Annotated in this window: 17 protein-coding genes; 9 read left to right on the top strand and 8 right to left on the bottom strand. The window is 70.3% G+C overall.

The genetic code is table 11. The features are described 5' to 3' along the window. Window positions 1-135 precede the first annotated feature (135 nt). The gene (locus ACFWCK_RS04875) at window positions 136-1,299 is read left to right on the top strand and encodes an acyl-CoA dehydrogenase family protein (RefSeq protein WP_378804825.1); all 1,164 of its coding nucleotides are present in this window, start codon (window positions 136-138) and stop codon (window positions 1,297-1,299) included. Between the two features lie 122 nt (window positions 1,300-1,421). Here the strand turns inward: ACFWCK_RS04875 and ACFWCK_RS04870 are convergent, their stop codons facing one another. Continuing rightward, on the bottom strand, window positions 1,422-1,847 hold the full coding sequence (locus ACFWCK_RS04870; protein ID WP_233312441.1) for a molybdopterin-binding protein: 426 nt from the start codon (window positions 1,845-1,847) through the stop codon (window positions 1,422-1,424). Between the two features lie 194 nt (window positions 1,848-2,041). Between ACFWCK_RS04870 and ACFWCK_RS04865 the strand changes: the two genes are divergently transcribed. The 5 genes from ACFWCK_RS04865 to ACFWCK_RS04845 all read left to right on the top strand — a co-directional run bounded on the left by ACFWCK_RS04865 (window position 2,042) and on the right by ACFWCK_RS04845 (window position 5,137). Further along, window positions 2,042-2,491, top strand: a complete 450-nt coding sequence (locus ACFWCK_RS04865; protein WP_233312440.1) for a hypothetical protein — start codon at window positions 2,042-2,044, stop codon at window positions 2,489-2,491. Window positions 2,492-2,840: 349 nt separating this feature from the next. Then, window positions 2,841-3,200 carry a PadR family transcriptional regulator gene (locus ACFWCK_RS04860; RefSeq protein ID WP_378804824.1) on the top strand — a complete coding sequence of 120 codons (360 nt, stop codon included), beginning with the start codon at window positions 2,841-2,843 and terminating at the stop codon, window positions 3,198-3,200. A gap of 1 nt (window position 3,201) precedes the next feature. Beyond that, entirely contained in the window at window positions 3,202-3,567 is a 366-nt protein-coding gene (locus ACFWCK_RS04855) for a DUF1048 domain-containing protein (protein WP_233312438.1), read from the top strand. Between the two features lie 2 nt (window positions 3,568-3,569). Beyond that, window positions 3,570-4,376: an ABC transporter ATP-binding protein gene (locus ACFWCK_RS04850; protein WP_233312437.1), complete on the top strand. Its 807-nt coding sequence runs from the start codon at window positions 3,570-3,572 to the stop codon at window positions 4,374-4,376. Continuing rightward, the gene (locus tag ACFWCK_RS04845; RefSeq protein ID WP_378804823.1) at window positions 4,373-5,137 is read left to right on the top strand and encodes an ABC transporter permease; all 765 of its coding nucleotides are present in this window, start codon (window positions 4,373-4,375) and stop codon (window positions 5,135-5,137) included. Before ACFWCK_RS04850 ends, ACFWCK_RS04845 begins: the two co-directional genes overlap by 4 nt. Before the next feature lie 99 nt (window positions 5,138-5,236). On the opposite strand, the gene ACFWCK_RS04840 is transcribed toward ACFWCK_RS04845, so the two are convergent. The 5 genes from ACFWCK_RS04840 to ACFWCK_RS04820 form a co-directional block, all read right to left on the bottom strand. Next, entirely contained in the window at window positions 5,237-6,112 is an 876-nt protein-coding gene (locus tag ACFWCK_RS04840; protein WP_378804822.1) for a siderophore-interacting protein, read from the bottom strand. An 85-nt stretch (window positions 6,113-6,197) separates the two neighbouring features. Further along, window positions 6,198-8,849, bottom strand: coding sequence for an ATP-binding cassette domain-containing protein (locus ACFWCK_RS04835; protein WP_378804821.1), 2,652 nt, complete (start codon window positions 8,847-8,849; stop codon window positions 6,198-6,200). A gap of 132 nt (window positions 8,850-8,981) precedes the next feature. Then, on the bottom strand, window positions 8,982-9,524 hold the full coding sequence (locus ACFWCK_RS04830; RefSeq protein WP_233312434.1) for an ECF transporter S component: 543 nt from the start codon (window positions 9,522-9,524) through the stop codon (window positions 8,982-8,984). Window positions 9,525-9,574: 50 nt separating this feature from the next. Next, window positions 9,575-10,516: a pirin family protein gene (locus ACFWCK_RS04825; RefSeq protein ID WP_378804820.1), complete on the bottom strand. Its 942-nt coding sequence runs from the start codon at window positions 10,514-10,516 to the stop codon at window positions 9,575-9,577. After that, a complete protein-coding gene (locus tag ACFWCK_RS04820; protein ID WP_233312432.1) occupies window positions 10,513-10,821 on the bottom strand; it encodes a GNAT family N-acetyltransferase in 309 nt (102 codons plus the stop codon). Before ACFWCK_RS04820 ends, ACFWCK_RS04825 begins: the two co-directional genes overlap by 4 nt. A 239-nt stretch (window positions 10,822-11,060) precedes the next feature. Between ACFWCK_RS04820 and recQ the strand changes: the two genes are divergently transcribed. The 3 genes from recQ (at window position 11,061) to ACFWCK_RS04805 (ending at window position 18,339) form a co-directional block, all read left to right on the top strand. Beyond that, a complete protein-coding gene (gene recQ, locus ACFWCK_RS04815) occupies window positions 11,061-13,088 on the top strand; it encodes a DNA helicase RecQ (RefSeq protein WP_378804818.1) in 2,028 nt (675 codons plus the stop codon). A gap of 305 nt (window positions 13,089-13,393) precedes the next feature. Continuing rightward, the gene (locus ACFWCK_RS04810) at window positions 13,394-16,081 is read left to right on the top strand and encodes an aminotransferase class I/II-fold pyridoxal phosphate-dependent enzyme (RefSeq protein ID WP_378804817.1); all 2,688 of its coding nucleotides are present in this window, start codon (window positions 13,394-13,396) and stop codon (window positions 16,079-16,081) included. A gap of 185 nt (window positions 16,082-16,266) precedes the next feature. Then, entirely contained in the window at window positions 16,267-18,339 is a 2,073-nt protein-coding gene (locus tag ACFWCK_RS04805; RefSeq protein ID WP_378804815.1) for an acyl-CoA dehydrogenase, read from the top strand. Between the two features lie 129 nt (window positions 18,340-18,468). Here ACFWCK_RS04805 and ACFWCK_RS04800 read toward each other — a convergent pair whose 3' ends face one another. Together ACFWCK_RS04800 and ACFWCK_RS04795 are read right to left on the bottom strand one after the other, a co-directional pair. Beyond that, window positions 18,469-19,428, bottom strand: a complete 960-nt coding sequence (locus ACFWCK_RS04800; RefSeq protein WP_378804814.1) for a nucleoside hydrolase — start codon at window positions 19,426-19,428, stop codon at window positions 18,469-18,471. A 64-nt stretch (window positions 19,429-19,492) separates the two neighbouring features. Then, window positions 19,493-20,881, bottom strand: a complete 1,389-nt coding sequence (locus ACFWCK_RS04795) for an MFS transporter (protein ID WP_378804812.1) — start codon at window positions 20,879-20,881, stop codon at window positions 19,493-19,495. Between the last annotated feature and the right edge of the window lie 89 nt (window positions 20,882-20,970).

The following is a 20,970-nucleotide window of genomic DNA, read 5'->3' as shown; positions in this document are numbered from 1 at the left end:
GCTGGAGCGATTGCACAAATCGTGACACCGAGTCTCACGATCCGTGGGATGCATTCCCACAATCTGCGCCGAGATCCGCGAATTCCCGCGTAGGATCGCGAGAGCGAAGACGCACACACGATCTGGAGGAGCGCGATGGAACGCGACATCTACGACGAGGATCACGAGGCCTTCCGCGGCCTGGTCAAGGACTTCATCGGCCGCTACGTCACGAACGAGGCCATCGAGCGCTGGGAGGCGGCGGGCGAGATCGATCGCGCGACCATGCTCGCGGCGGGCGAGGCCGGCCTGATCGGTCTCTCCGTGCCCGAGGAGTTCGGCGGCGCCGGGATGCTGCAGGACTACCGCTTCCGCACCATCGTGATGGAGGAGGTCATCGCGGCCGGCGCAGGATCGCTCGCCGGCGCCTTCGGGATCCAGGACGACCTCGCCGTGCCGTACCTCGTGCACATGGGCACGCCGGAGCAGAAGGCGAAGTGGTTGCCCCGCATGGCGACCGGCGAGGTGCTCGGCGCGCTCGCGATGACCGATCCCGGTGCGGGGTCCGACCTGCGCGGCATCAAGACCAACGCGAAGAAGGTCGACGGCGGGTACATCCTCAACGGCGCGAAGACGTTCATCTCCTCGGGGACCACGGCGGACATCGTCGTGACCTTCGTGAAGACCGGTGAGGGCAATCGGCCCGACGCCTTCAGCCTGCTGATCGTGGAGAAGGGCATGGAGGGCTTCGACCAGGGCAAGAAGCTCAGCAAGATGGGCTTCCACGGCTGGGACACGGCGGAGCTCAGCTTCACCGACGTGTTCATCCCCGACGAGAACCTCATCAGCGGCAAGGAGGGGCAGGGCTTCATCCAACTGATGATGAACCTGCCGCTCGAGCGCCTGTCGATCGGTGTCGCCGCCGCTGCCGCGGCCGAGGCGGCCACGAACTGGACCATCGCCTACACGAAGGATCGCGAGGCGTTCGGAGAGCGCATCGCCGACTTCCAGAACACCCGCTTCCGCCTCGCCGACATGGTCACCACCACCGAGGTGATGTGGGCGTACGTCGACCGCGCGCTGCTCGCCTACAAGGACAGCAAGCTGTCGGCCGAGGACGCCGCGAAGGTCAAGTTCTGGACGACCGAGCGCGAGTGGGAGGTGCTCGACACGGGTGTCCAGCTGCACGGCGGCTACGGCTACATCATGGAATACCCGATCGCGAAGGCGTTCACCGACGCCCGCGTGCACCGCATCTACGGCGGCACGAACGAGATCATGCGCGACCTCGTCGGCCGTCAGATCGCCGGCAAGCGCTGATCGCCTGACGCCTCACGGTACGCCCTCGGATCTTCGGATCCGGGGGCGTCTCCGCTGACTGCAGGATCGTCCTCCGCCTGCTCGCCGTGGAAGGAAGAGTGGCGAGCCGGCTGAGTGGTCGCTCAGCTCGGAATCGCGAGGATGACGTTCGAGGCCTTGAACATGGCGGTGCTGGCGGCGCCGACCTCGAGACCCATCTCGTCGACGCTCTCGTTGGTGATCACCGCGGTGATCACCACATCGCCCGAGGTGACGTCGACGGCGGAGTTCACGGAGCCGCGGTCGAGTCTGCTGACGGTGCCGACGAACTGATTGCGTGCCGAGAACCGGTAGCCCTCCGTGTCCGTGGCCAGGATCACCCACGGGGCTTTGGTCAAGGCCACCACCTCGGAGCCGATCGCGAGGCCGAGGCGCTCGGCGCTGTTGCGGGTGACCATGGCGGCGATCGTGCGACCGTCCGGCAGCGTCACCTCCACCTCGTCGTTGACGGTGCCGACGGCGATCCCGGAGACGGATCCGGTGAAGCGGTTGCGCGCAGAGGTCTTCATGGGGGCGACCATACCCGCGTTCCGATCGCGCGCCGAATCCTTCCGCGGACGCGGAGATCGGGGCGTTTCCGGGCCGGAATCGCGGGGCGTCCGACGGCCGTCGATGGTTATCCACAATCGCGGATCCGGCGCAGTTCCGCACCGGTTGCGTGATCGGCCGGTCACCGGTCCCGCCGGACGAGCAGGCTGACCGCATGAACCCCGACACTCTGCGCGACCACGTGCTCACCGGCGACGACGACCTCCGCGATGCGTTGGAGCTGCTGCTCCAACGGGCGAACCAGCGGCAGTTCTGGCTGCTCTTCATCGACGGCCGGGGACGGCTCGGCGAGCCGCTCATGCCGATGGCCGACTATCCGGCAGATCCGCTCGAGGTGGTGTCGATCGATGAACTCGGCGACGTCGCCCAGGCGCATGTGCTCGCGCACCGGATCGGGATGCTCCGCGAGCTCACCGGCAATGCGGCCGTCGTGCTCGTGTGGGAGCGGATCGGCGACGCGACCGTCGGCGGCGAGGACGACGATGTGCGGCTCTGGGCCCGGGCGCTGCGGCGGCAGACGTCATCGCTCGGCATCCCCCTCCGGGCGCAGTTCCTGCTGCACGACCGCGGCGTCCGCCAGCTGCATGCCGATGACTGGGCTTGAGAGGTGCTGACACGGTCGAAGCGGATCATCCCGCGAAGCCCCTGGTGTCGGGGCGCCCGGCTGTCCTGGCGCCTGCCTGACGGACGAAACCCCCGGATCCTCGGATCCGGGGGTTTCGTCATGCGGTGGGCGAGAGGTCGGCTCGGGGATGAGGGGGTCGCTCGCGCCATCGAACCCGTCGGCGCCGCGGGACGATCTGACGCTGATCCAGGAATGAGCGGCGCGGCTGATGGGAGCCGCCGGAACCGGGGAGAAAAAAGTTCGGTATTCAGTGTTGCTATGTACCGGTACTCAGTGTTACTGTCTACCGGTAGTCAACATCACTGAGTAGAAGAAGGAGGCGATCGCGATGGCGAGTCAGATGACCGAGATGCTCAAGGGCACTCTCGAGGGGATCGTCCTGGCGATCCTGGCCGAGCGATCGGCTTACGGATACGAGATCACCACGCGGCTGCGGGACGGAGGGTTCTCCGACATCGCGGAGGGCACCGTCTACGCGCTGCTGGTGCGGATCGAGCAGAGGGGCCTCGTGGATGTGGAGAAGGTCCCGTCCGAGAAGGGGCCGCCGCGCAAGGTGTACTCGCTCAACACGCAGGGGCGGGATCAGCTCGCCGAGTTTTGGAGGACCTGGAGCTTCCTCGCAGAGCACATCGAACAGCTCCGCCACACCTCCCACATCAGCACGAACGACACGAATGAAGGAGCCTGACATGGCCGCCAAGTGGATCGAAGCCCTCACCGGGTCCCTCGAGCAGAAGAAGCAGTACCGGCAGTACAAGGCCCGTATCGAGGCCCTCGCCCAGCCCTACGGCACCGTCGCCAAGGCAACGGATCGCTACCTCATGCTCGCCGGCGGCATCGTCGACGGCGACACCATGGTGACGATGCTCAGCGACCTCGCCGACCTCTGGGAGCGCGCGGCCGCCGACGGCACCCCGGTGCGCGACATCGTGGGCGACGACCCGGCGGAGTTCGCCGAGACGTTCGCCCGTGCCTACAACGGCAAGGTGTGGCTGGACAAGGAGCGCACCCGCCTCAACAAGGCGATCGACGACGTCGCAGGAAAGGAGAACTGATCATGACCACCCTCACCGCCCCCGCGATCCGCGTGCGGGGCATCACCAAGGCGTTCAAGGACCTGCAGGTCCTGCGCGGCGTCGACTTCGAGGTCGAACGGGGCAGCATCTTCGCCCTGCTCGGCTCGAACGGCGCCGGCAAGACCACGCTCGTGCGGATCCTGTCGACGCTGCTGAAGGCCGACGGCGGAGCCGCCACCGTCCAGGGCTTCGATGTCGCCTCGGCGCCGAACGACGTCCGCGACGCGATCAGCCTCACCGGCCAGTTCGCCGCGGTCGACGAGATCCTCACGGGACGCGAGAACCTCGTGCTCGTCGCGAAGCTGCGGCACCTGAAGGATCCGGGATCCGTCGCCGACGAGCTGCTGGCACGGTTCTCGCTCACCGACGCCGGAGGGCGTCGCGCGGGCACCTACTCCGGCGGCATGCGCCGCCGGCTCGACATCGCGATGAGCCTGATCGGCAATCCGCCGGTGATCTTCCTCGACGAGCCGACCACGGGTCTCGACCCGCAGGCGCGGATCGAGGTGTGGGACACCGTCAAGGAGCTCGCGAACGGCGGCACCACCGTGCTGCTCACCACGCAGTACCTCGACGAGGCGGAGCAGCTGGCCGACCGGATCGCGATCCTGCACGAGGGCACGATCATCCAGAACGGCACGCTCGCCGAGCTCAAGCGGCTCCTGCCGCAGGCGAAGGTCGAGTACGTCGAGAAGCAGCCCACCCTCGAGGAGGTCTTCCTCGCCCTGGTCGGCCCGTCCGCGGGTTCCGCGACCACCCCTGATTCCACGAAGGAGGCAGTGAAATGACCAGCCACGTCCTCAGCGACACCGGTACGCTCACCGGCCGCTCGCTCAAGCACATCCTGCGCAGCCCCGACACGATCATCACCACCGCGGTGACTCCGATCGCGCTCATGCTGCTGTTCGTCTACGTCCTCGGCGGGGCGATCCACACCGGATCCGACCAGTCGTACATCGACTACATGCTGCCGGGCATCCTGCTCATCACGATCGCGTCCGGCATCGCGTACACCTCGTACCGGCTGTTCCTGGACCTGCAGGGGGGCATCTTCGAGCGCTTCCAGTCCATGCCGATCGCCCGATCGAGCGTGCTCTGGGCGCACGTGCTCACCTCGCTCGTCGCGAACATCGTGTCCGTGGCGATCGTGGTCGGCGTCGCGTTCGCGATGGGCTTCCGCACCGGGGCCTCGGTCGGGGCATGGCTGGCCGTGGTCGGGATTCTCATCCTGTTCACCCTGTCGCTGACCTGGCTCGCCGTGATCGCGGGTCTGAGCGCCAAGACCGTGGACGGCGCGAGCGCCTTCAGCTACCCGCTCATCTTCCTGCCGTTCATCAGCTCGGCGTTCGTGCCCACCTCATCGATGCCGGGTCCGGTGGCCTGGTTCGCCGAGTACCAGCCGGTGACGTCGATCGTGAACACCATCCGTGCGCTGTTCAACGAGCAGCCGGTGGGATCCAGCATCTGGATCGCCCTCGCCTGGATGGTCGGGATCCTCGTGGTCGCCTACGGCTTCGCGATCGCCATCTACAAGAAGAAGATCAGCTGAGCGGGCTCGATGTCTGAGTCCGCTGCCGGTCCGAACCGGATCGAACCGCCTTCGGCGCCCCGTGCGCCCGGAGGCGGTTCGAGGCGGTTCGGGAGGGAATCAGCCCAGCGGTTCCGCCGCCGTCTCGCGCGCCGCGCGGGAGGCGGGAGAGGACGAGCCGATCCGCCAATAGCCGCAGAAGCTGACCTGCCCCTTGTCGACGCCGCGCTCGCCGACCAGAAGCTTGCGCGCACCGGAAGCCAGCGCCTGCTCTCCCGCGGCATAGGCGTGGAACGGCGCCTCGGGGAGAGCCAGATCGCGTAGTGCCGCCAGAGCGAGCACGCCGGGCCGGTCGGAGGGCGCGCGCACGAACCACTGCACGTCGATGCCGTCGGGGTGCGGGAAGTCCAGCGCGTCCTCCGCGGACGGCGCCTCGAGCAGCACGGATCCGGTCGCGTGCGCGGGCAGCGACGCGCAGATCCCGGCGATCGCGGGCAGAGCAGTCTCATCGCCGACGAGCACCACCCGGTCCGTGCCGCGCTCGGGGTTGAAGGTGAGCCCCTCATCGATCACGAGCACGTGCTCGCCCGGACGGCAGGTCTCGGCCCACCGTGAGGCCGGGCCCGCGGTGCCGTCGGCGGCGGAGCCGTGCAGCACGAAGTCCACGTCGAGCTCTGCCTCGGCCTCGGCCGCGGCAGGGCGGAACGCACGCACGCTGTAGTTGCGCATGACCGGGCGCTCGCCGTCGGGGATCCGGAGGAACTTCAGGTACCCGAGGGTGTGGTTGGCCTTGGCCGGCACTCGGCTCAGCGCCGCCTCGCCGCCGACAGGCAGGAAGAGCCGGAACCACTGGTCGAAGCCCATCGGCGTGAACCGTTCGATCTCGCCGGCGCCGAGGGTGACGCGGATCCAGTGCGGGGCGAGCCGCTCGGTCCGCAGCACGGTGAGGGGGACGAGCCCGGCCGAGGCCGGCTTGACCATCTTGCTGTATGCCATCGGGAACCTTTCATCTGTGTTTCGAAGTGCGCAAATGGCTCCGAAATCGCCGTGTATGGAGCCATTTGCGCGCTTCGAATCCGGATCACGTCAGGACCAGGAGAGCCGCGGAGGCGGCGAGCATCAGGATCAGGAAGAGGAGGTCGCGCGCGCGGAACGGCACCTCGTGCCGCTCGGTGCGGGTGGGATGCGCGCCGAAGGCGCGCGAGTCCATGGCCAGCGCCACCCGCTCGGCGTGCCGGATCGCGCTCGCCAGCAGCGGCACGATGTAGCCCCAGCCGCGTGCGACCCGGGCGAACGGGCCGCGCCCGCCATGCGTGCCGCGCACCCGGTGCGCCGCCCGGATCACGCTCAGCTCGTAGCCGAAGCGCGGCACGAACCGGTACGCCGCGAGCGCCGTGTAGCCGATCCGGTACGGGATCCGCAGCTGCTGCACGCCCGCACGCACCACGTCCGGCCCGGTCGTGGTGAGGCCGGAGATGAGCGAGAGCGCGAGGATCGCCGCCAGCCGCAGTCCCGTCGCGAACCCGGCCTCGAGTGCGCCGGCGTGCAGCTGCCATGCGCCGATCCGCAGCACGGTGGGGGTCGCCGCGACCTGTGCCGGATCCGTCCACAGCGCCATGGACAGCCCCAGCACCAGGATCCCCGCGGGGATCGCGAGCAGCAGTACCGCCCAGATGCGCGCGGTCAGTCGCGCGCCCGTCAGCAGCACCATGTAGGCGAGCACCAGGAATGCGAGCGGCGTCGCGAGGTCCCGCACGAACAGCAGCAGCGCCATCGCGGGCAGCACCGCTCCGAGCTTGGCGAGCGGGTTCAGGCCGTGCAGCCAGGCGCGCGCCGGTGCCGACGGCTGCTCGGCGTACGGATCCGCCGGGGCCGTCGGGGCCGTCGGGGAGGAGCGATCCGGCGGGGTCGCCTGAGCTGATTCCGCCGCCGAGGCCGGTGGGGCCTGGGTCGTCTCTGCGCGGGGTGCTCCGGCGACGGCCGCGTCCTCGTCGGCGAGCAGCCGGCGCAGCGCCGGCGGGACCGCCGCGTATGCCGTCGGAAGCGGCATCAGGCCATCGCGCACGAGCGCCGGGGTGGGGCCGGCGGCGACGACCGCGCCGCCCTCGACGAGCACCGTGTGGGTCGTATGTCGCACCACCAGGTCGAGGTCGTGCGTCACGAGCACGATCGTCGTGCGGTCGGCGCGGAGCTCTCGGAACAGAGCGAGCAGCTCGTCGGTGCGGCGCAGATCCTGACCGAACGTCGGCTCGTCGAGCACGAGGATGCGGGGGCGCGTGATGAGCGCGGTGCCCACCGAGAGCCGGCGCTTCTCGCCGCCCGAGAGCAGGTACGGGTGCGTGGCGGCCTTGTCCGCGAGGCCGAAGCGATCGAGCATCGCCCCGACGCGCTCGGCGATCTCCTCGGGCGGGGTGCGACGCAGCCGAAGGCCGTGCGCCAGCTCGTCGAACACCGTGTGCGCGATGAACTGGTGCTCCGGGTTCTGGAACACGAAGCCGATGTGCGCGGCCAGGGTGCGCGGTGACGCGGTCGCCGGGTCGAGGCCTAGGAGCCGGACACGCCCACGCGGCGGTGGCACCACTCCGGCCAGTGCCTGCACGAGCGTCGACTTGCCCGCGCCGTTCGGCCCGATCACGGCCGTGATCGACGCGGGCGCGATGTCGAGGTCGATACCGCGCAGGATCGGCGTTCGCCCGCGGGCGACGTCCAGGCCGCGCACGGCGATGACCGGCTCCGGCGCATCGACGGGATGAGGCTCCGCAGATCCGGTCGTGAGAACGCCGGATCCGGGTCGCGCTGCCGGAATCGACGGGGTCTCGGACATCGGCGCGTCCGTCCCCAGAGTCCGCAGCGCCGCCGCGAGCTCCGTAGCCGTGAGCGGAAGGGGGGCGATCGGATCCGCCCCGAGCGACGGCAGCCGGTCGTTCAGCCGCCGCGCGGCGAGGGCGGCCGTGGGAAGGCGCACGCCGAGCGCCACCAGCTCGTCGGCGTGCTCGCGCAGAATCGACGCGGCGGGGCCGTCGAAGGCGACCCTTCCGTCGTCGTCGAGCACGATGGCGCGCGTCGCGAAGCCGGCCTCGACCGTGCTCCGCGGGCTCAGGAACCACTCCGCGTCGAGGTCGTGCTCGACGAGGACGATCGCGCGCGTCGGCCCGGCGAGGCTCGCGAGCGCCGCATGCACCTCGGCGGTGCCGGACGGGTCGAGGTTCGCCGTGGGCTCGTCCAGGATGAGCACCGGGGCGGACGTCGCGAGTGCGGCGGCGATCGCCAGACGCTGCTTCCCTCCGCCGGACAGACGGTCGGGGTTCTCGTCGCGGCGCTCCCACAGGCCCATCCGGCGGAGGGCGTGCTCGGTGCGTTCCAGCACCTCGTCCACGGGCAGGCACAGATTCTCGAGCGCGAACGCCGTTTCGTCCAGGACGGATCCGGTGACGATCTGCGCATCCGGATCCTGGAACACGGTGCTGACATCTCGGCTCAGCTCGGCGACGGGCGTGGTGGCGGTCTCATGGCCGCGGACCGCGACGGTGCCGGTGATCTCGGCGTCGAGCGAGTGCGGGATCAGCCCGCCGAGCGCGAGCGCGAGCGTGGACTTGCCGGATCCGGACGGGCCCAGGAGGAGTACGACCTCGCCGGCGTTCACATCGAAGGAGACGTCGCGGACCGCGGGATCGCCCGCGCCGCGATGCGTGACCGTGAGATCGCGCACGCGCAGAAGCGGGGCGGAGGGCATGGGGTTCCGTTCGGGAAGGGCTGCTTAGGCAAGCCTAACCTAGTGGGGCTGGAACCCTCGGGGTGCAGGGCGTCGGCCAGTGTCGTCGGCGAAAGGTCGACGCCGTGCGGGGGCGCTCGCGAGGGGGCGCGCTCAGTGCGGGGCGACGCCGGCGCGACGCAGCGAGATGCCGATGCGCAGGCCGATCGCGGTCCAGGCGATCGGGCCGAGTACGGCCAGCGGGAGGTAGATGATCCGCGCCCAGAGCGGCAGCTTCTCCAGATCGACGACGAACCACACCACGACCGCGATGATCACGCCGATGATCGCCGCCGAGACGAAGAACCTCCAGGCACCCCAGGCGCGATACCGGGTGAGGGCGGCGACGCCCTCCTGGATGAGACCGAACAGCAGCGCGGTGCCGAGGAAGCGCGGGAACCAGATCGGGTTGAAGGCGCTCGCGACGAGCGCGGCGAGCACATGCGTGAGGAGTGCGACCAGCGGCCGGCGCAGCACCTCCTGCGCGATGATCCCCGGCAGCACATGGGAGCCCAGAACCAGGCCGTAGGCGAACGGCGCGCCGGCGATCACGGGGATCGTCACCCAGCCGGCCGCGGCGCCGAGCAGGCCCGTGGCGACCCCGATGGCGGCGCAGACGAGCAGGATCCGCGTGGGCAGCGGGGAGCGGGCGGGCACCCGTCCAGCGTACCGGCGCTCCCGGGCGGATCGGCCGGGAGCGCTCCCGGTCAGATCCTCCGGCGCCGTGGCATGAGGTGCACGGGCGGGATCGGCGGAGCAGGCACCCGCTCGTCGCCGTGACCGACGACGTGACCGAACCGGTCGGATCCGGCTTCCCAGTCCTCGCGCGCCTGCGCGATCTCCTCGTGGCTGCGGGCGGCGAAGTTCCACCACATCACGAGGTCCTGTTCGAAGGGCTCGCCGCCGAGGAGGAAGAACAGCGCCCCGCTCTCGCTCGACACGGTGACGCCCTCGCGGGAGTCGCCGAGGAACAGCACGTCGTCCGTGGAGAGCGCGGTCTCGGCCAGGTCGGATCCGGAGACACGGGCGTCGCCCTCGACGAGCAGCAGACCGTGCTCCCAGGCCGGATCGAACGGCAGCACGACGGATGTGACGCGCTCGAGGCGGATCTCCGCACCCACGATCGGCGTATAGGCCGTCGCGGGGGAGTCGACGCCCGCATAGGAGCCCATCACCACGGTGACGTCGACGTCGGATCCGGTCTCGGCGGGAAGCGTCAGACCCGGCAGCGACAGGTGCTGTTCGAAGCCGGGCGCACCGGTGGCGGCGCCGTCGGGCAGCACCACCCAGAGCTGCAGCGCGTCGAGCGGGCCGGCCTCCTCGCCCACCGAGTACTCGGAATGCGCGATGCCCCGCCCGGCGGTCATGAGATTCAGCTGCCCGCGGCGCAGCACGACATCGCTGTCGATCGTGTCGCGATGCCGGATCTCGCCGACCAGCGGCCAGGTCACGGTCTGCAGGCCGATGTGCGGATGCGGCTCCACGCGCATGCGCACCTCGGCGGGGCCGAACCGGTCCAGGAAGCACCAGGCGCCGATCGTGGGCACGTCCTTGCTGGGCAGCACGCGCAGCACGTTCATCGCGCGCACGCCGCCGAGCGGAACCTCGCGCGCCTCGAGCACGGCCGCGCGCGGACCGTGCACGCTCATGCCGACCCGTCCGGGGCCGTCGGGAAACGCACCTTCGCGCCCGGGACATCATGCGTGCGGAGGTACTTGTTGATGTAGGGGCAGTACGGCACGATCGTGTCGCCGGTGGCGACCGCATCGGCCAGCGCGCCGGCGGCGAGCTGCGACGCGAGACCCTGGCCCTGGAACGCCGGATCCACCTCCGTGTGGATGAACAGGATCATCCCGGGGCGGCGCTGGAACTCGGCGAACCCCGCGAGCGCGCCGTCGCTGGTGATCTCGTAGCGCGACTCGGCCTCGTTCAAGCTCACGGCGATCTCGGGCATCGTGCTCCTTCGTGCGGTGCGGCGGTTCGGATCCAACCTACGCCCGGACGCGCGCGCCGGGGCGGAGCGCGCCCGGGGGCCGTGGAGCGAGGACGCGCGCAGCGCGAGAGAGCGTCCCATCCCCGGGTCGTTGAGCGAGGACGCGCGCAGCGCGACCGAGACGAAACGCTGTGCCCTCGCGAGGTCGCGGCCTGTGGACAGCGGCCTCCGGTGTCGGCTCCGCTCGTTACGCTGGACGCATGCCCCAGAACGATCCGCGCGACCCGTATGCGGATCTGCCGTGGTCCGATGCGCCGCTGGACGACCCGTACGCCGACGTGCCGTACGCGGACGAGCCCTGGGAAGCGGCACCCCCGCCCGAGGAGGGCGAGTGGGCGGGTACGCCGGGGGCTGTTCCGCAGGGGAGCTTCCCCGTTCCGGCGGCGACGGGCGCTCCGGCACCGAGCAAGTACCCCACGCCCCTGGCCGCGCTCACCGCGGTCTACGGCTACGACGCGTTCCGCGGAGACCAGGCCGCGATCATCGATCAGATCGTGGGCGGTGGCGACGCCGTCGTGCTCATGCCCACGGGTGGCGGCAAGAGCCTCTGCTACCAGATCCCCGCGCTCGTCCGTGCCGGCACGGGGCTCGTGGTCAGCCCGCTCATCGCGCTCATGCATGACCAGGTCGACGCGCTGCGCGCCAACGGCGTGCGCGCCGCGTACCTGAACTCCACGCAGACGTCCGCCGATCGGGCCGACGTCGAGCGGGCGTACCTCGCGGGCGATCTCGATCTCCTCTACGTCGCCCCCGAGCGGCTCTCGAACGCGCAGACCCTGGGGCTGCTGCAGCGCGGAACCCTCAGCGTGATCGCGATCGACGAGGCGCACTGCGTGTCGCAGTGGGGGCACGACTTCCGCCCGGACTACCTCGCCCTCGGCGGGCTCGCCGAGCGCTTCCCGGGCGTGCCCCGCATCGCGCTCACGGCCACCGCCACCCGCGAGACGCACCGCGAGATCACCGAGCGACTGCAGCTGCCACAGGCGAAGCACTTCGTCGCGAGCTTCGACCGGCCCAACATCCAGTACCGCATCGAGCCCAAGGTCGACGTCCGCAAGCAGCTGGTGGCCTTCATCCGCTCGCAGCCGGAGGGGTCGGCCGGCATCGTCTATGCGCTCAGCCGCTCCTCCGTGGAGCAGACGGCCGAGTACCTCAGCGCGCAGGGCCTCGACGCGATCCCGTACCACGCCGGGCTCGACGCGGGCATGCGGGCGGCGCACCAGTCCCGGTTCCTCCGCGAGGACGGCGTGATCGTCGTCGCCACGATCGCGTTCGGCATGGGCATCGACAAGCCGGATGTGCGCTTCGTCGCGCACGTCGATCTGCCGAAGTCCGTGGAGGGCTATTACCAGGAGACCGGTCGCGCGGGTCGCGATGGCGACCCCTCGGTGGCATGGATGGCCTACGGCCTGGGCGACGTGGTGCAGCAGCGCCGCTTCATCCAGCAGGGCGAGGGCGACCGTGCGATCAAGCAGCGGCAGAATCAGCACCTCGACGCGATGCTCGCGCTGTGCGAGACCGTCGACTGCCGCCGGCAGAACCTGCTCGGCTACTTCGGCCAGGCCTCCGGGCCGTGCGGCAATTGCGACGCCTGCCTCACCCCGCCGGACAGCTGGGACGGACTCGTCCCCGCGCAGAAGCTGCTGTCCACGATCGTGCGGCTGCAGCGCGAGCGCCGGCAGTCGTTCGGCGCGGGCCATCTCATCGACATCCTCCGCGGCGCCTCCACGGAGAAGATCCGCAAGTTCCGGCACGACGAGCTCGCGACGTACGGGATCGGATCCGATCTCGCCGACGCGCAGTGGCGCTCCGTCGTGCGGCAGCTTCTCGCACAGGGGCTCATGCAGGCGCAGGGCGAGTACGGCACGCTCGCGGTCAGCGAGGCGAGCGGCGGGGTGCTGGCGGGGACGACGCCTGTGAAGCTGAGGCACGACGTGGTCACCCGTGCGGGATCCTCCGGGGGTGGGCGCTCCGCGAAGAGGAGCGCCGCGGAGGCACTCGCCGAGGGCGATCGCGACCTGTTCGAGGCGCTGCGGGCGTGGCGGGCGCAGACCGCACGCGAGCAGGGCGTGCCCGCGTACGTCGTGTTCGGCGACGCCACGCTGCGCGCGCTCGCCGAGCATCGCCCCGCGCAGGCCTCGGATCTGGTCGGCATCAGCGGCATCGGTGAGAAGAAGCGCGAGGCGTACGGCGCGGCCGTGCTCGACGTCATCGCCGCCGCGGGCTGATCCTCACGTCCGGTGCGGTCCGTGCGCGGTGTCGCGGCGCGCGCGACCCGCGTGTCCGCCATCTCGGATCCCAGACGAGCGGTCCGACACGAGGCGATCGGATCCGCCCGCGGAGTGGCACGATGGGAGTCCGGCGGGGCCCGCGAGACGGAACCCGCCCGCTCCACACGTCGCGATCGACGCCGATCGCGACGGCTCGCCATATCCCGGCGGGACCCTGGCAGCCGGTGCACTGACGACCTCAGCGCCCGAGCCAGCCGATGCACGCGCCGCCCTCGGCGCTCCCGCTGGAAGGGAATCCGCCGATGACAAGCACGATCGACACCGCGCACGCACCGGGCATGCCGGCGAGCACCTGGCGGCTGCGCAGCGACGCCTGGGAGTTCCTGCGCTTCGCCGTCAAGCGGCTCGCGGTCGAGGCCGACGCCCGTGACGCCGTCGCCAACCGTGACGAGATCCGGCGCTCGCTGCGGGCGCTGGAGACGATCGAGCTGTACTGGGCCGGTTTCGGGCAGCGCTACGTGCGGCACATCCGGGAGCTGATCGAACAGGACGACGCCACCACCGCGCTGGAGCGCATCGGGCGGGTCGTGCATCGTCTCCGTGGCACGTCCGTCCCGGGCGGGTCCGATCCGGTCGTCGACGAGGCCGACCTCGCCGAGCTGCAGGACGATGCGGATCCGCGCACGCGGTTCGAGGTGCTGCTGATCGACGAGACCACCCCGGCGGATCGCGACGCGATCGTGTCCGAGGGACGACGGCTGCGCACCGACGCGGACGACTTCATCTACGACTTCGTGATCGTGCCGTCGGCCGACGACGCGATCGCGGCGCTGCTCACGAACCCGAACATCCTCGCCTGCATCGTGCGCCCCGGATTCAGCGATCGCAGCCACCAGGTGCTCAGCGGCGACCTGCGCGAGACGATCGCGCTCGCGCACGATCAGGCGGCGACGGCGCCCGCGGCGGCGCGCAGCTCGATCCCCTCGGTGCAGCGCGTACTGCGCCTCGCCGACACCCTGCACGCCCTGCGGCCGGAGGTCGATCTGTACCTGGTCGCGGGCGCGCACATCGAGGACCTGGCGGGGGCGCTGACCCATCGGTTCCGGCGGGTGTTCCGACGCGAGGATCAGCTCGAGCTGCATCTGTCGCTGCTGCGCCGGGTCTCGCACCTCTACGACGCGCCGTTCTTCGCGGCGATCCAGAACCACGCCCGCCGCCCGGTCGGTGTGTTCCACGCCCTGCCGGTGGGACGAGGCGGATCCGTCGTCACCTCGAAGTGGATCCGCGACCTCGCCGACTTCTACGGCATGAACCTCCTGCTCGCCGAGACGTCGGCGACGTCCGGCGGGCTGGACTCGCTGCTCGCGCCGACCGGGGCGATCAAGAAGGCGCAGGATCTGGCGGCTCGGGCCTTCGGGGCGCAGCGCACCTTTCTCGTCACCAACGGCACGTCCACGGCGAACAAGATCGTGCATCAGGCGCTGGTGGAGCCGGACGACGTCGTGCTCGTCGACCGCAACTGCCACAAGTCGCACCATCATGCGCTCATGCTGACCGGTGGGCGCACCGCCTATCTCGAGGCGTACCCGCTCGACGACTTCGCGTTCTACGGGGCGGTGCCGCTGGAGCGGATCAAGCGGCTGCTCCTCGACTACCGTGCCGCGGGCCGACTGCACGAGGTGCACATGATCACGCTGACGAACTGCACGTTCGACGGCATCGTGTACGACCCGGACCGGGTGATGTCGGAGTGCCTCGCGATCAAGCCCGACCTGGTGTTCCTCTGGGACGAGGCCTGGTTCGCGTTCGCGGCGTTCCACCCGGTGACCCGGCAGCGCACCGCGATGGCGTCGGCCAAGCGCCTCGAGGAGCGGCTGCGCTCGTCCGCGCACGCGGCGGCGTACCGTGCGCAGCGGGCGCGGCTGTTCGATGCGGACTCGGGGGAGCCGCAGGACGACGAGGCGTGGATGCGGGAGGAGCTGATCCCCTCGCCCGACGCGCGCATCAGGGTCTATGCGACCCAGTCGACGCACAAGACGCTGACCGCGCTCCGCCAGGGCTCCATGATCCACGTCTACGACCAGGACTGGGCGCTCGAGGCGGAGTACGCGTTCCACGAGGCGTTCATGACGCACACCTCGACCTCGCCGAACTACCAGATCCTCGCCTCGCTCGACCTCGGTCGGCGCCAGGTCGAGCTCGAGGGCTTCGAGCTCGTGCAGCGCCAGCTCGACCTCGCGACCAGCCTCGCCCAGTCCGTCGCGCGGCATCCGTTGCTGCGTCGCACCTTCCGCGTGCTCACGATGCGCGACCTGATCCCGGCGGACTATCGCCGCAGCACCCGGCCGATGCCGCTGCGGGACGGCCTCGCCGCGATGTGGCGGGCGTGGCGCGACGACGAGTTCGTGATCGACCCGAGCCGGGTCACGATCGAGATCACGCGCACGGGCGTCGACGGCGACACCTTCAAGCACACGCACCTCATGGATCAGTACGGGATCCAGGTCAACAAGACCAGCCGCAACACGGTGCTGTTCATGACGAACATCGGCACCTCGCGCAGCGCGATCGCGTATCTGATCGAAGTGCTCGTCAAGCTCGCCGAGCGGTTCGAGCGGGATCGTGCGACGCGCGGGCTTCCGGAGGCCCGCACCGACGACGATGCGATGCCGCCGCTGCCGGACTTCAGCGCGTTCGCGCCCGCCTATGCGCATCCCTCGGGACTGCCCGACGGCGATCTGCGCGGGGCGTTCTACGACGGACAGCGGCGGGGCCTGATCGAGTATGCGACGCCCGAGGAGCTGCGCGAGCGGGTCGCGCGCGGGGAGCGACCGGTCTCGGCGGGCTTCGTGACGCCGTACCCTCCCGGCTTCCCGGTGCTCGTACCGGGGCAGATCGTCACGGCGGAGGTGCTCGACTTCATGGCCGCGCTCGACACCCGGGAGATCCACGGCTACGACGCTGCCCGCGGCTACCGCCTGATCCGCTGAGACCTGACGGGCGGGGGCTCGTAGCGGCTGCCCGTCCGGGGCTGCGTCCGTGCGGCTGTGGCATCGCCACAAGCGGGTGGGCCCTCGTGGCGAGGATGCCTTGGGGGAAGTCCACAGCCGCCTTCGCTCCACGTTGTGACAGATCTACCATGAAGGCATCCCCGAAACCTCACGAGAGGATCCTCATGGTCGACGCCGCCCTTCGGACGAACGCCGCGAACAGCGCTGACAACAGCTCGGACGACACCACGACGCGCATCGACGTCGACGCGGTCGGCGATCTGCTGCTCGGTACCTGGGCGGACACCCGCCGCGAGGCGCGGGAGATGATCAAGGATCCGGCGTTCTGGCGCGATGACTCGCTCGGCAAGGATGAGCACCGCGAGCGCGTGCTGAGCCAGATGCACCTCCTGGTGCAGAACAAGGCCGTGCACCGCGCGTTCCCCAAGCGCCTCGGCGGCGAGGAGAACAACGGCGGCAACATCGCCGGGTTCGAGGAGCTCGTGTCGGCCGACCCCAGCCTGCAGATCAAGTCGGGCGTGCAGTGGGGGCTGTTCGGATCCGCCGTGCTGCAGCTCGGCACCGCCGAGCACCACGACCGCTGGCTGCCCGGGATCATGAGCCTGGAGATCCCCGGCGCGTTCGCGATGACCGAGATCGGGCACGGATCCGATGTCGCCTCGATCGGAACCACGGCGACCTACGACCCGGAGGCCGAGGAGTTCGTAATCAACACGCCGTTCCGCGCGGCGACCAAGGAGTACCTCGGCAACGCGGCGCTGCACGGCATCGCGGCGACCGTGTTCGCGCAGCTGATCACGAACGGCGTGAACCACGGCGTGCACTGCTTCTACGTCCCGCTGCGCGGCGAGGACGGGGTGGATCTGCCCGGCATCGGCCGCGAGGACGACGGCCTCAAGGGCGGCCTGAACGGCATCGACAACGGCCGGCTCAGCTTCGACCACGTGCGGATCCCGCGCACCAACCTGCTGAACCGCTACGGCGACGTCGCGGCCGACGGCACCTACTCCAGCGCCATCGACAGCCCCGGCCGCCGCTTCTTCACGATGCTCGGCACGCTGGTGCAGGGCCGGGTCTCGCTCGACGGCGCCGCGTCGTGGGCCTCGGCGCTCGGCCTGGACATCGCGATCACCTACGCCACCCAGCGCCGCCAGTTCAACGGCGTCAGCGGCGAGGAGACCACGCTGCTCGACTACGGCAAGCACCAGCGCCGCCTGCTGCCCCGCCTCGCCACCACGTACGCGCAGCTGTTCGCGCACGACGAGTTCCTGCAGAAGTTCGACGGCGTCTTCTCCGGACGCACCGACACCCCGCAGGACCGAGAGGACCTGGAGACCCTCGCCGCGGCGCTCAAGCCGCTCTCGACCTGGCACGCCCTGGACACGCTGCAGGAGTGCCGCGAGGCGTGCGGCGGTGCGGGATTCATGTTCGAGAACCGCTTCGTGGGCCTCCGCGCCGACCTCGACATCTACGTCACCTTCGAGGGCGACAACAACATCCTGCTGCAGCTGGTCGGCAAGCGCCTGCTCACCGACTTCGCCCGGCAGTTCAAGGGCGCCGACGCCAAGACGCTCGCGAAGTACGCCGTCGGACAGACCGCGGGTCGGGTGTTCCACGGCGCGGGTCTGCGCCAGTTCGGGCAGGCCGTCGCGGATCTCGGATCCACGGCGCGATCGGTCGAGAACGGCCTGCGCGCCGAGCAGCAGCACGAGCTGTTGACCGATCGCGTGCAGCAGATGGTCGCGGACATCGCGGGACGCCTGCGCGCGGCCGGCAAGGACAAGGTGCTCGGCGAGAAGCTGTTCAACGAGAACCAGGCCGAGCTCATCGAGGCGGCGCGCGCACACGGCGAACTGCTGCAGTGGGAGGCGTTCACCGACGCCCTGGGCCGCATCGAGGACGAGGACAGCAAGACGGTGCTGACCTGGCTGCGCGACCTGTTCGGTCTGCAGCTCGTCGAGAAGCACCTCGCCTGGTACCTCATCAACGGCCGGCTCTCGGCGCAGCGCGCCGCCTCGGTCTCTCGTTACATCGACCGGCTCTGCGCCCGCCTGCGTCCGCACGCGCTCGACCTGGTGAAGGCGTTCGGCTACGAGCCCGAGCACCTGCGTGCACCCCTCGCCTCGGGCGCGGAGCAGATCCGTCAGGACGAGGCCCGCGCCTACTACGCCGACCTCCGGGCGTCGGGCGAGGCGCCCGTCGACGAGAAGGCCCTGAAGAAGGCCCGCCAGCTGTAACTCCCGCTCGGGGTCGTTGAGCGAGCACTGAGCGCAGCGAGGAGCGAGACGAAATGCGGTGCCCTTGTGAGAGAGCACCGCGTTTCGTCTTCATCGCCTTCGGCGTCGTCGCTCAACGACCCCTTCGCGTCAGGCTCCGGCGACGCGCTGCGCCAGGTGGTCCGCGAGCGGCGCGTCGGTGCCGAGCACCACGCGCACGGTGGCGCCGTCGTGGTCGCGGGCGCCGAGGCGCTGGCCGCGCAGGTCGAAGACCGTCTGTCCGCGCCCGGGGCCGTCGGTCGTGTCGACCAGGGCGGGCACCGCGGGCGCGACTGTCGGGAGCACGCGGCCGACCGCGATCGCCGCGGCGAGCGGATCGTGCAGGGCGCTGCACCGGCGGCCGTAGGTCGCGCGGTAGAACTCCATGTAGAAGTCGAGCATCGCCGCGACCGCACGCGCCACGGGGGAATCCGACGCGGCCAGCAGGTCGCGGTGCGCCTCCTCGAACACGTTCTCCATGGTCACGTCCAGCGGCACGACCACGACCGGCCAGCCGGCGACGAACACGGCGGCGGCCGCTTCGGGGTCGTTGCCGATGTTCGCCTCGGCGAGCGCCGTGATGTTGCCCGGCACGAGCGCCGCCCCGCCCATGAGGGTCACCCGCGCCACCCGCGAGGGGAGGGTCGGATCCTGCTCGAGCGCGGCGGCGAGGTTCGTGAGCGGTCCGACCGCGAGCACCTCCAGGGATCCGGCGTGCTCGTGCGAGAGCCGGATGAGCAGGTCGGCCGCCGTGCCGTCCTCGACCGCGTGAGAGGGTTCGGGAAGCGCGACCCCGCCCACGCCGTCGTCGCCGTGCACGTGCGGTGCGCCGCCGTCGTACCCGTGGGTGAGGAAGTCGTGGCGCCCGACGGCGACGGGCACCTCGTCGCGCTCGGCGAGGGCGAGCAGGCCCAGCGTGTTGCGCGCGGCCTGTGCCGAGGAGGTGTTGCCGCTGACCGTGCCGATCCCGGCGAGCACGATCTCGGGCGAAGCCAGCAGGTACGCCAGGGCGAGTGAGTCATCGATGCCCGTGTCGCAGTCGAAGTACAGCGGGGCGGGGGTGTCGGTCATCGGATCCTCCTCGGGATGCGGACGCAGGGGCGGGGAACCGCGGGCCGTGCGGCCCGCGGGACGGTCAGTCGGTCTTGGGCATCAGGAACAGGCTCGCGACGAGCGCGAGCACGCTGATCCCCACCGAGATCCAGAGTGCCAGGACGAAGTCGCCCGACATGACGAACGGCGCGACGATCGCGATGCCGAGGCTCGCGCCGAAGCCGAAGGCGGTGCCGTTCATGCTCGGCAGGATCGCGGGCGCCTCGCTCGGCGACTGCAGCACCCCGAGGCCGTTCGTGGTCGTGAGCACGACCCCGTTGTACGCGACGCCGAGCGCCGCGAACATCGCGAACACGGTCCAAGGGCTGAACGGGAACAGCGCGACCACGATGAGCGCCCCGATCGAGAGCACGAGGCCGAGGCGCAGCATCCGGATCCAGCCGAAACGGCCCGCGAGCCAGCCGGACAGCGGGGCGGCGGCCAGGCCGATCAGTGCGGGCGGGGTGAGGTAGAGCAGAGCGGAGGTCGACGCGTTGAGACCGTAGCCGACCGCCTGGTTCTGGCTGAGGATCACGATCGTGAAGTTGATCACGGCGAACACGCTCGACAGGGTCAGCACGGTGACGGCGATGACCGGCCACACCTGGCGCGAACGCAGGTGCTGCACGGCGACGAGCGGCGTGCGGCGGCGCTTCTCGATGGCCACGAAGGCGACCAGCGCGACGATCGTACCGGCGAGGAAGAGCAGAGTGAGCGGGGCGAACCAGCCCTGGCCGGATCCGGTCGACACGAAGTAGGTGAGGCAGATCAGACCGATCGAGAGCGCGGCGGCGCCCCACCAGTCCATGCGCCCGGTCGAGGAGGGTGCGCCGTCGCGCGGCACGGCGAGGGCCACGCTCACGATCGCGATCACGGCGACCGCGAGGATCACGACGAACAGCGAGCGGAATCCGTACGCGTCGGCCAGGAGGCCTCCGATCCAGCCGTCCACGCCGCCCACGCCGCCGTTGATCGCGGTGAGGATCCCGAGCACGGTCGGGAACACGGCAGCAGGCAGGGTCTCGGCGAGGATCACGTAGGAGATCTGGAACGCCGCGCTCGACGCGCCCTGCAGCACCCGTCCCAGCAGCAGCACGGGGAGGTTCGGGGAGACGAGGCAGAGCACCGTGCCGAGCCCGATGAGGGCGAGCACGATCAGCAGGGCGCGCTTGCGGCCGATGAAGTCGCTCCAGCGCGCGAGCACGATGCCGCCGACGGCTCCGGCGAGGAAGAACAGCGACGAGACCTGCGAGACCGCGTCCATGGGGGCGCCCAGCTGCTTCGCGATGTCGGGCAGGGCGGGGCTGATCATGCTCGAGTTCAGCTGGAAGGCGACGACCGTGAGGATCAGGGTCGCCACGAGCAGGACGGAGCGGCCGCCGCGGATCGGCGCGGGGCGATCGAGCGCCGCGGGGGCGGGGGAGAGCTGCACAGTGACTCCTTCGTCAAGGAAGGGAGCATCGCTCCCTCGGGTTATATGATGTTATACCTCTGAGGTAGAACATCTGCAAATGATCGCTT

This window comes from Microbacterium sp. NPDC060117, from assembly GCF_042729315.1.
Classification (GTDB): Bacteria; Actinomycetota; Actinomycetes; order Actinomycetales; family Microbacteriaceae; genus Microbacterium.
This window is presented reverse-complemented; position numbering and strand designations above follow the sequence as displayed.

Coding starts and splice junctions, on each gene's coding strand:
- ACFWCK_RS04875 (WP_378804825.1), top strand. CDS start 136: ATGGAACGCGACATCTACGACGAGGATCACGAGGCCTTCCGCGGCCTG.
- ACFWCK_RS04870 (WP_233312441.1), bottom strand. CDS start 1,847: ATGAAGACCTCTGCGCGCAACCGCTTCACCGGATCCGTCTCCGGGATC.
- ACFWCK_RS04865 (WP_233312440.1), top strand. CDS start 2,042: ATGAACCCCGACACTCTGCGCGACCACGTGCTCACCGGCGACGACGAC.
- ACFWCK_RS04860 (WP_378804824.1), top strand. CDS start 2,841: ATGGCGAGTCAGATGACCGAGATGCTCAAGGGCACTCTCGAGGGGATC.
- ACFWCK_RS04855 (WP_233312438.1), top strand. CDS start 3,202: ATGGCCGCCAAGTGGATCGAAGCCCTCACCGGGTCCCTCGAGCAGAAG.
- ACFWCK_RS04850 (WP_233312437.1), top strand. CDS start 3,570: ATGACCACCCTCACCGCCCCCGCGATCCGCGTGCGGGGCATCACCAAG.
- ACFWCK_RS04845 (WP_378804823.1), top strand. CDS start 4,373: ATGACCAGCCACGTCCTCAGCGACACCGGTACGCTCACCGGCCGCTCG.
- ACFWCK_RS04840 (WP_378804822.1), bottom strand. CDS start 6,112: ATGGCATACAGCAAGATGGTCAAGCCGGCCTCGGCCGGGCTCGTCCCC.
- ACFWCK_RS04835 (WP_378804821.1), bottom strand. CDS start 8,849: ATGCCCTCCGCCCCGCTTCTGCGCGTGCGCGATCTCACGGTCACGCAT.
- ACFWCK_RS04825 (WP_378804820.1), bottom strand. CDS start 10,516: ATGAGCGTGCACGGTCCGCGCGCGGCCGTGCTCGAGGCGCGCGAGGTT.
- ACFWCK_RS04820 (WP_233312432.1), bottom strand. CDS start 10,821: ATGCCCGAGATCGCCGTGAGCTTGAACGAGGCCGAGTCGCGCTACGAG.
- recQ (WP_378804818.1), top strand. CDS start 11,061: ATGCCCCAGAACGATCCGCGCGACCCGTATGCGGATCTGCCGTGGTCC.
- ACFWCK_RS04810 (WP_378804817.1), top strand. CDS start 13,394: ATGACAAGCACGATCGACACCGCGCACGCACCGGGCATGCCGGCGAGC.
- ACFWCK_RS04805 (WP_378804815.1), top strand. CDS start 16,267: ATGGTCGACGCCGCCCTTCGGACGAACGCCGCGAACAGCGCTGACAAC.
- ACFWCK_RS04800 (WP_378804814.1), bottom strand. CDS start 19,428: ATGACCGACACCCCCGCCCCGCTGTACTTCGACTGCGACACGGGCATC.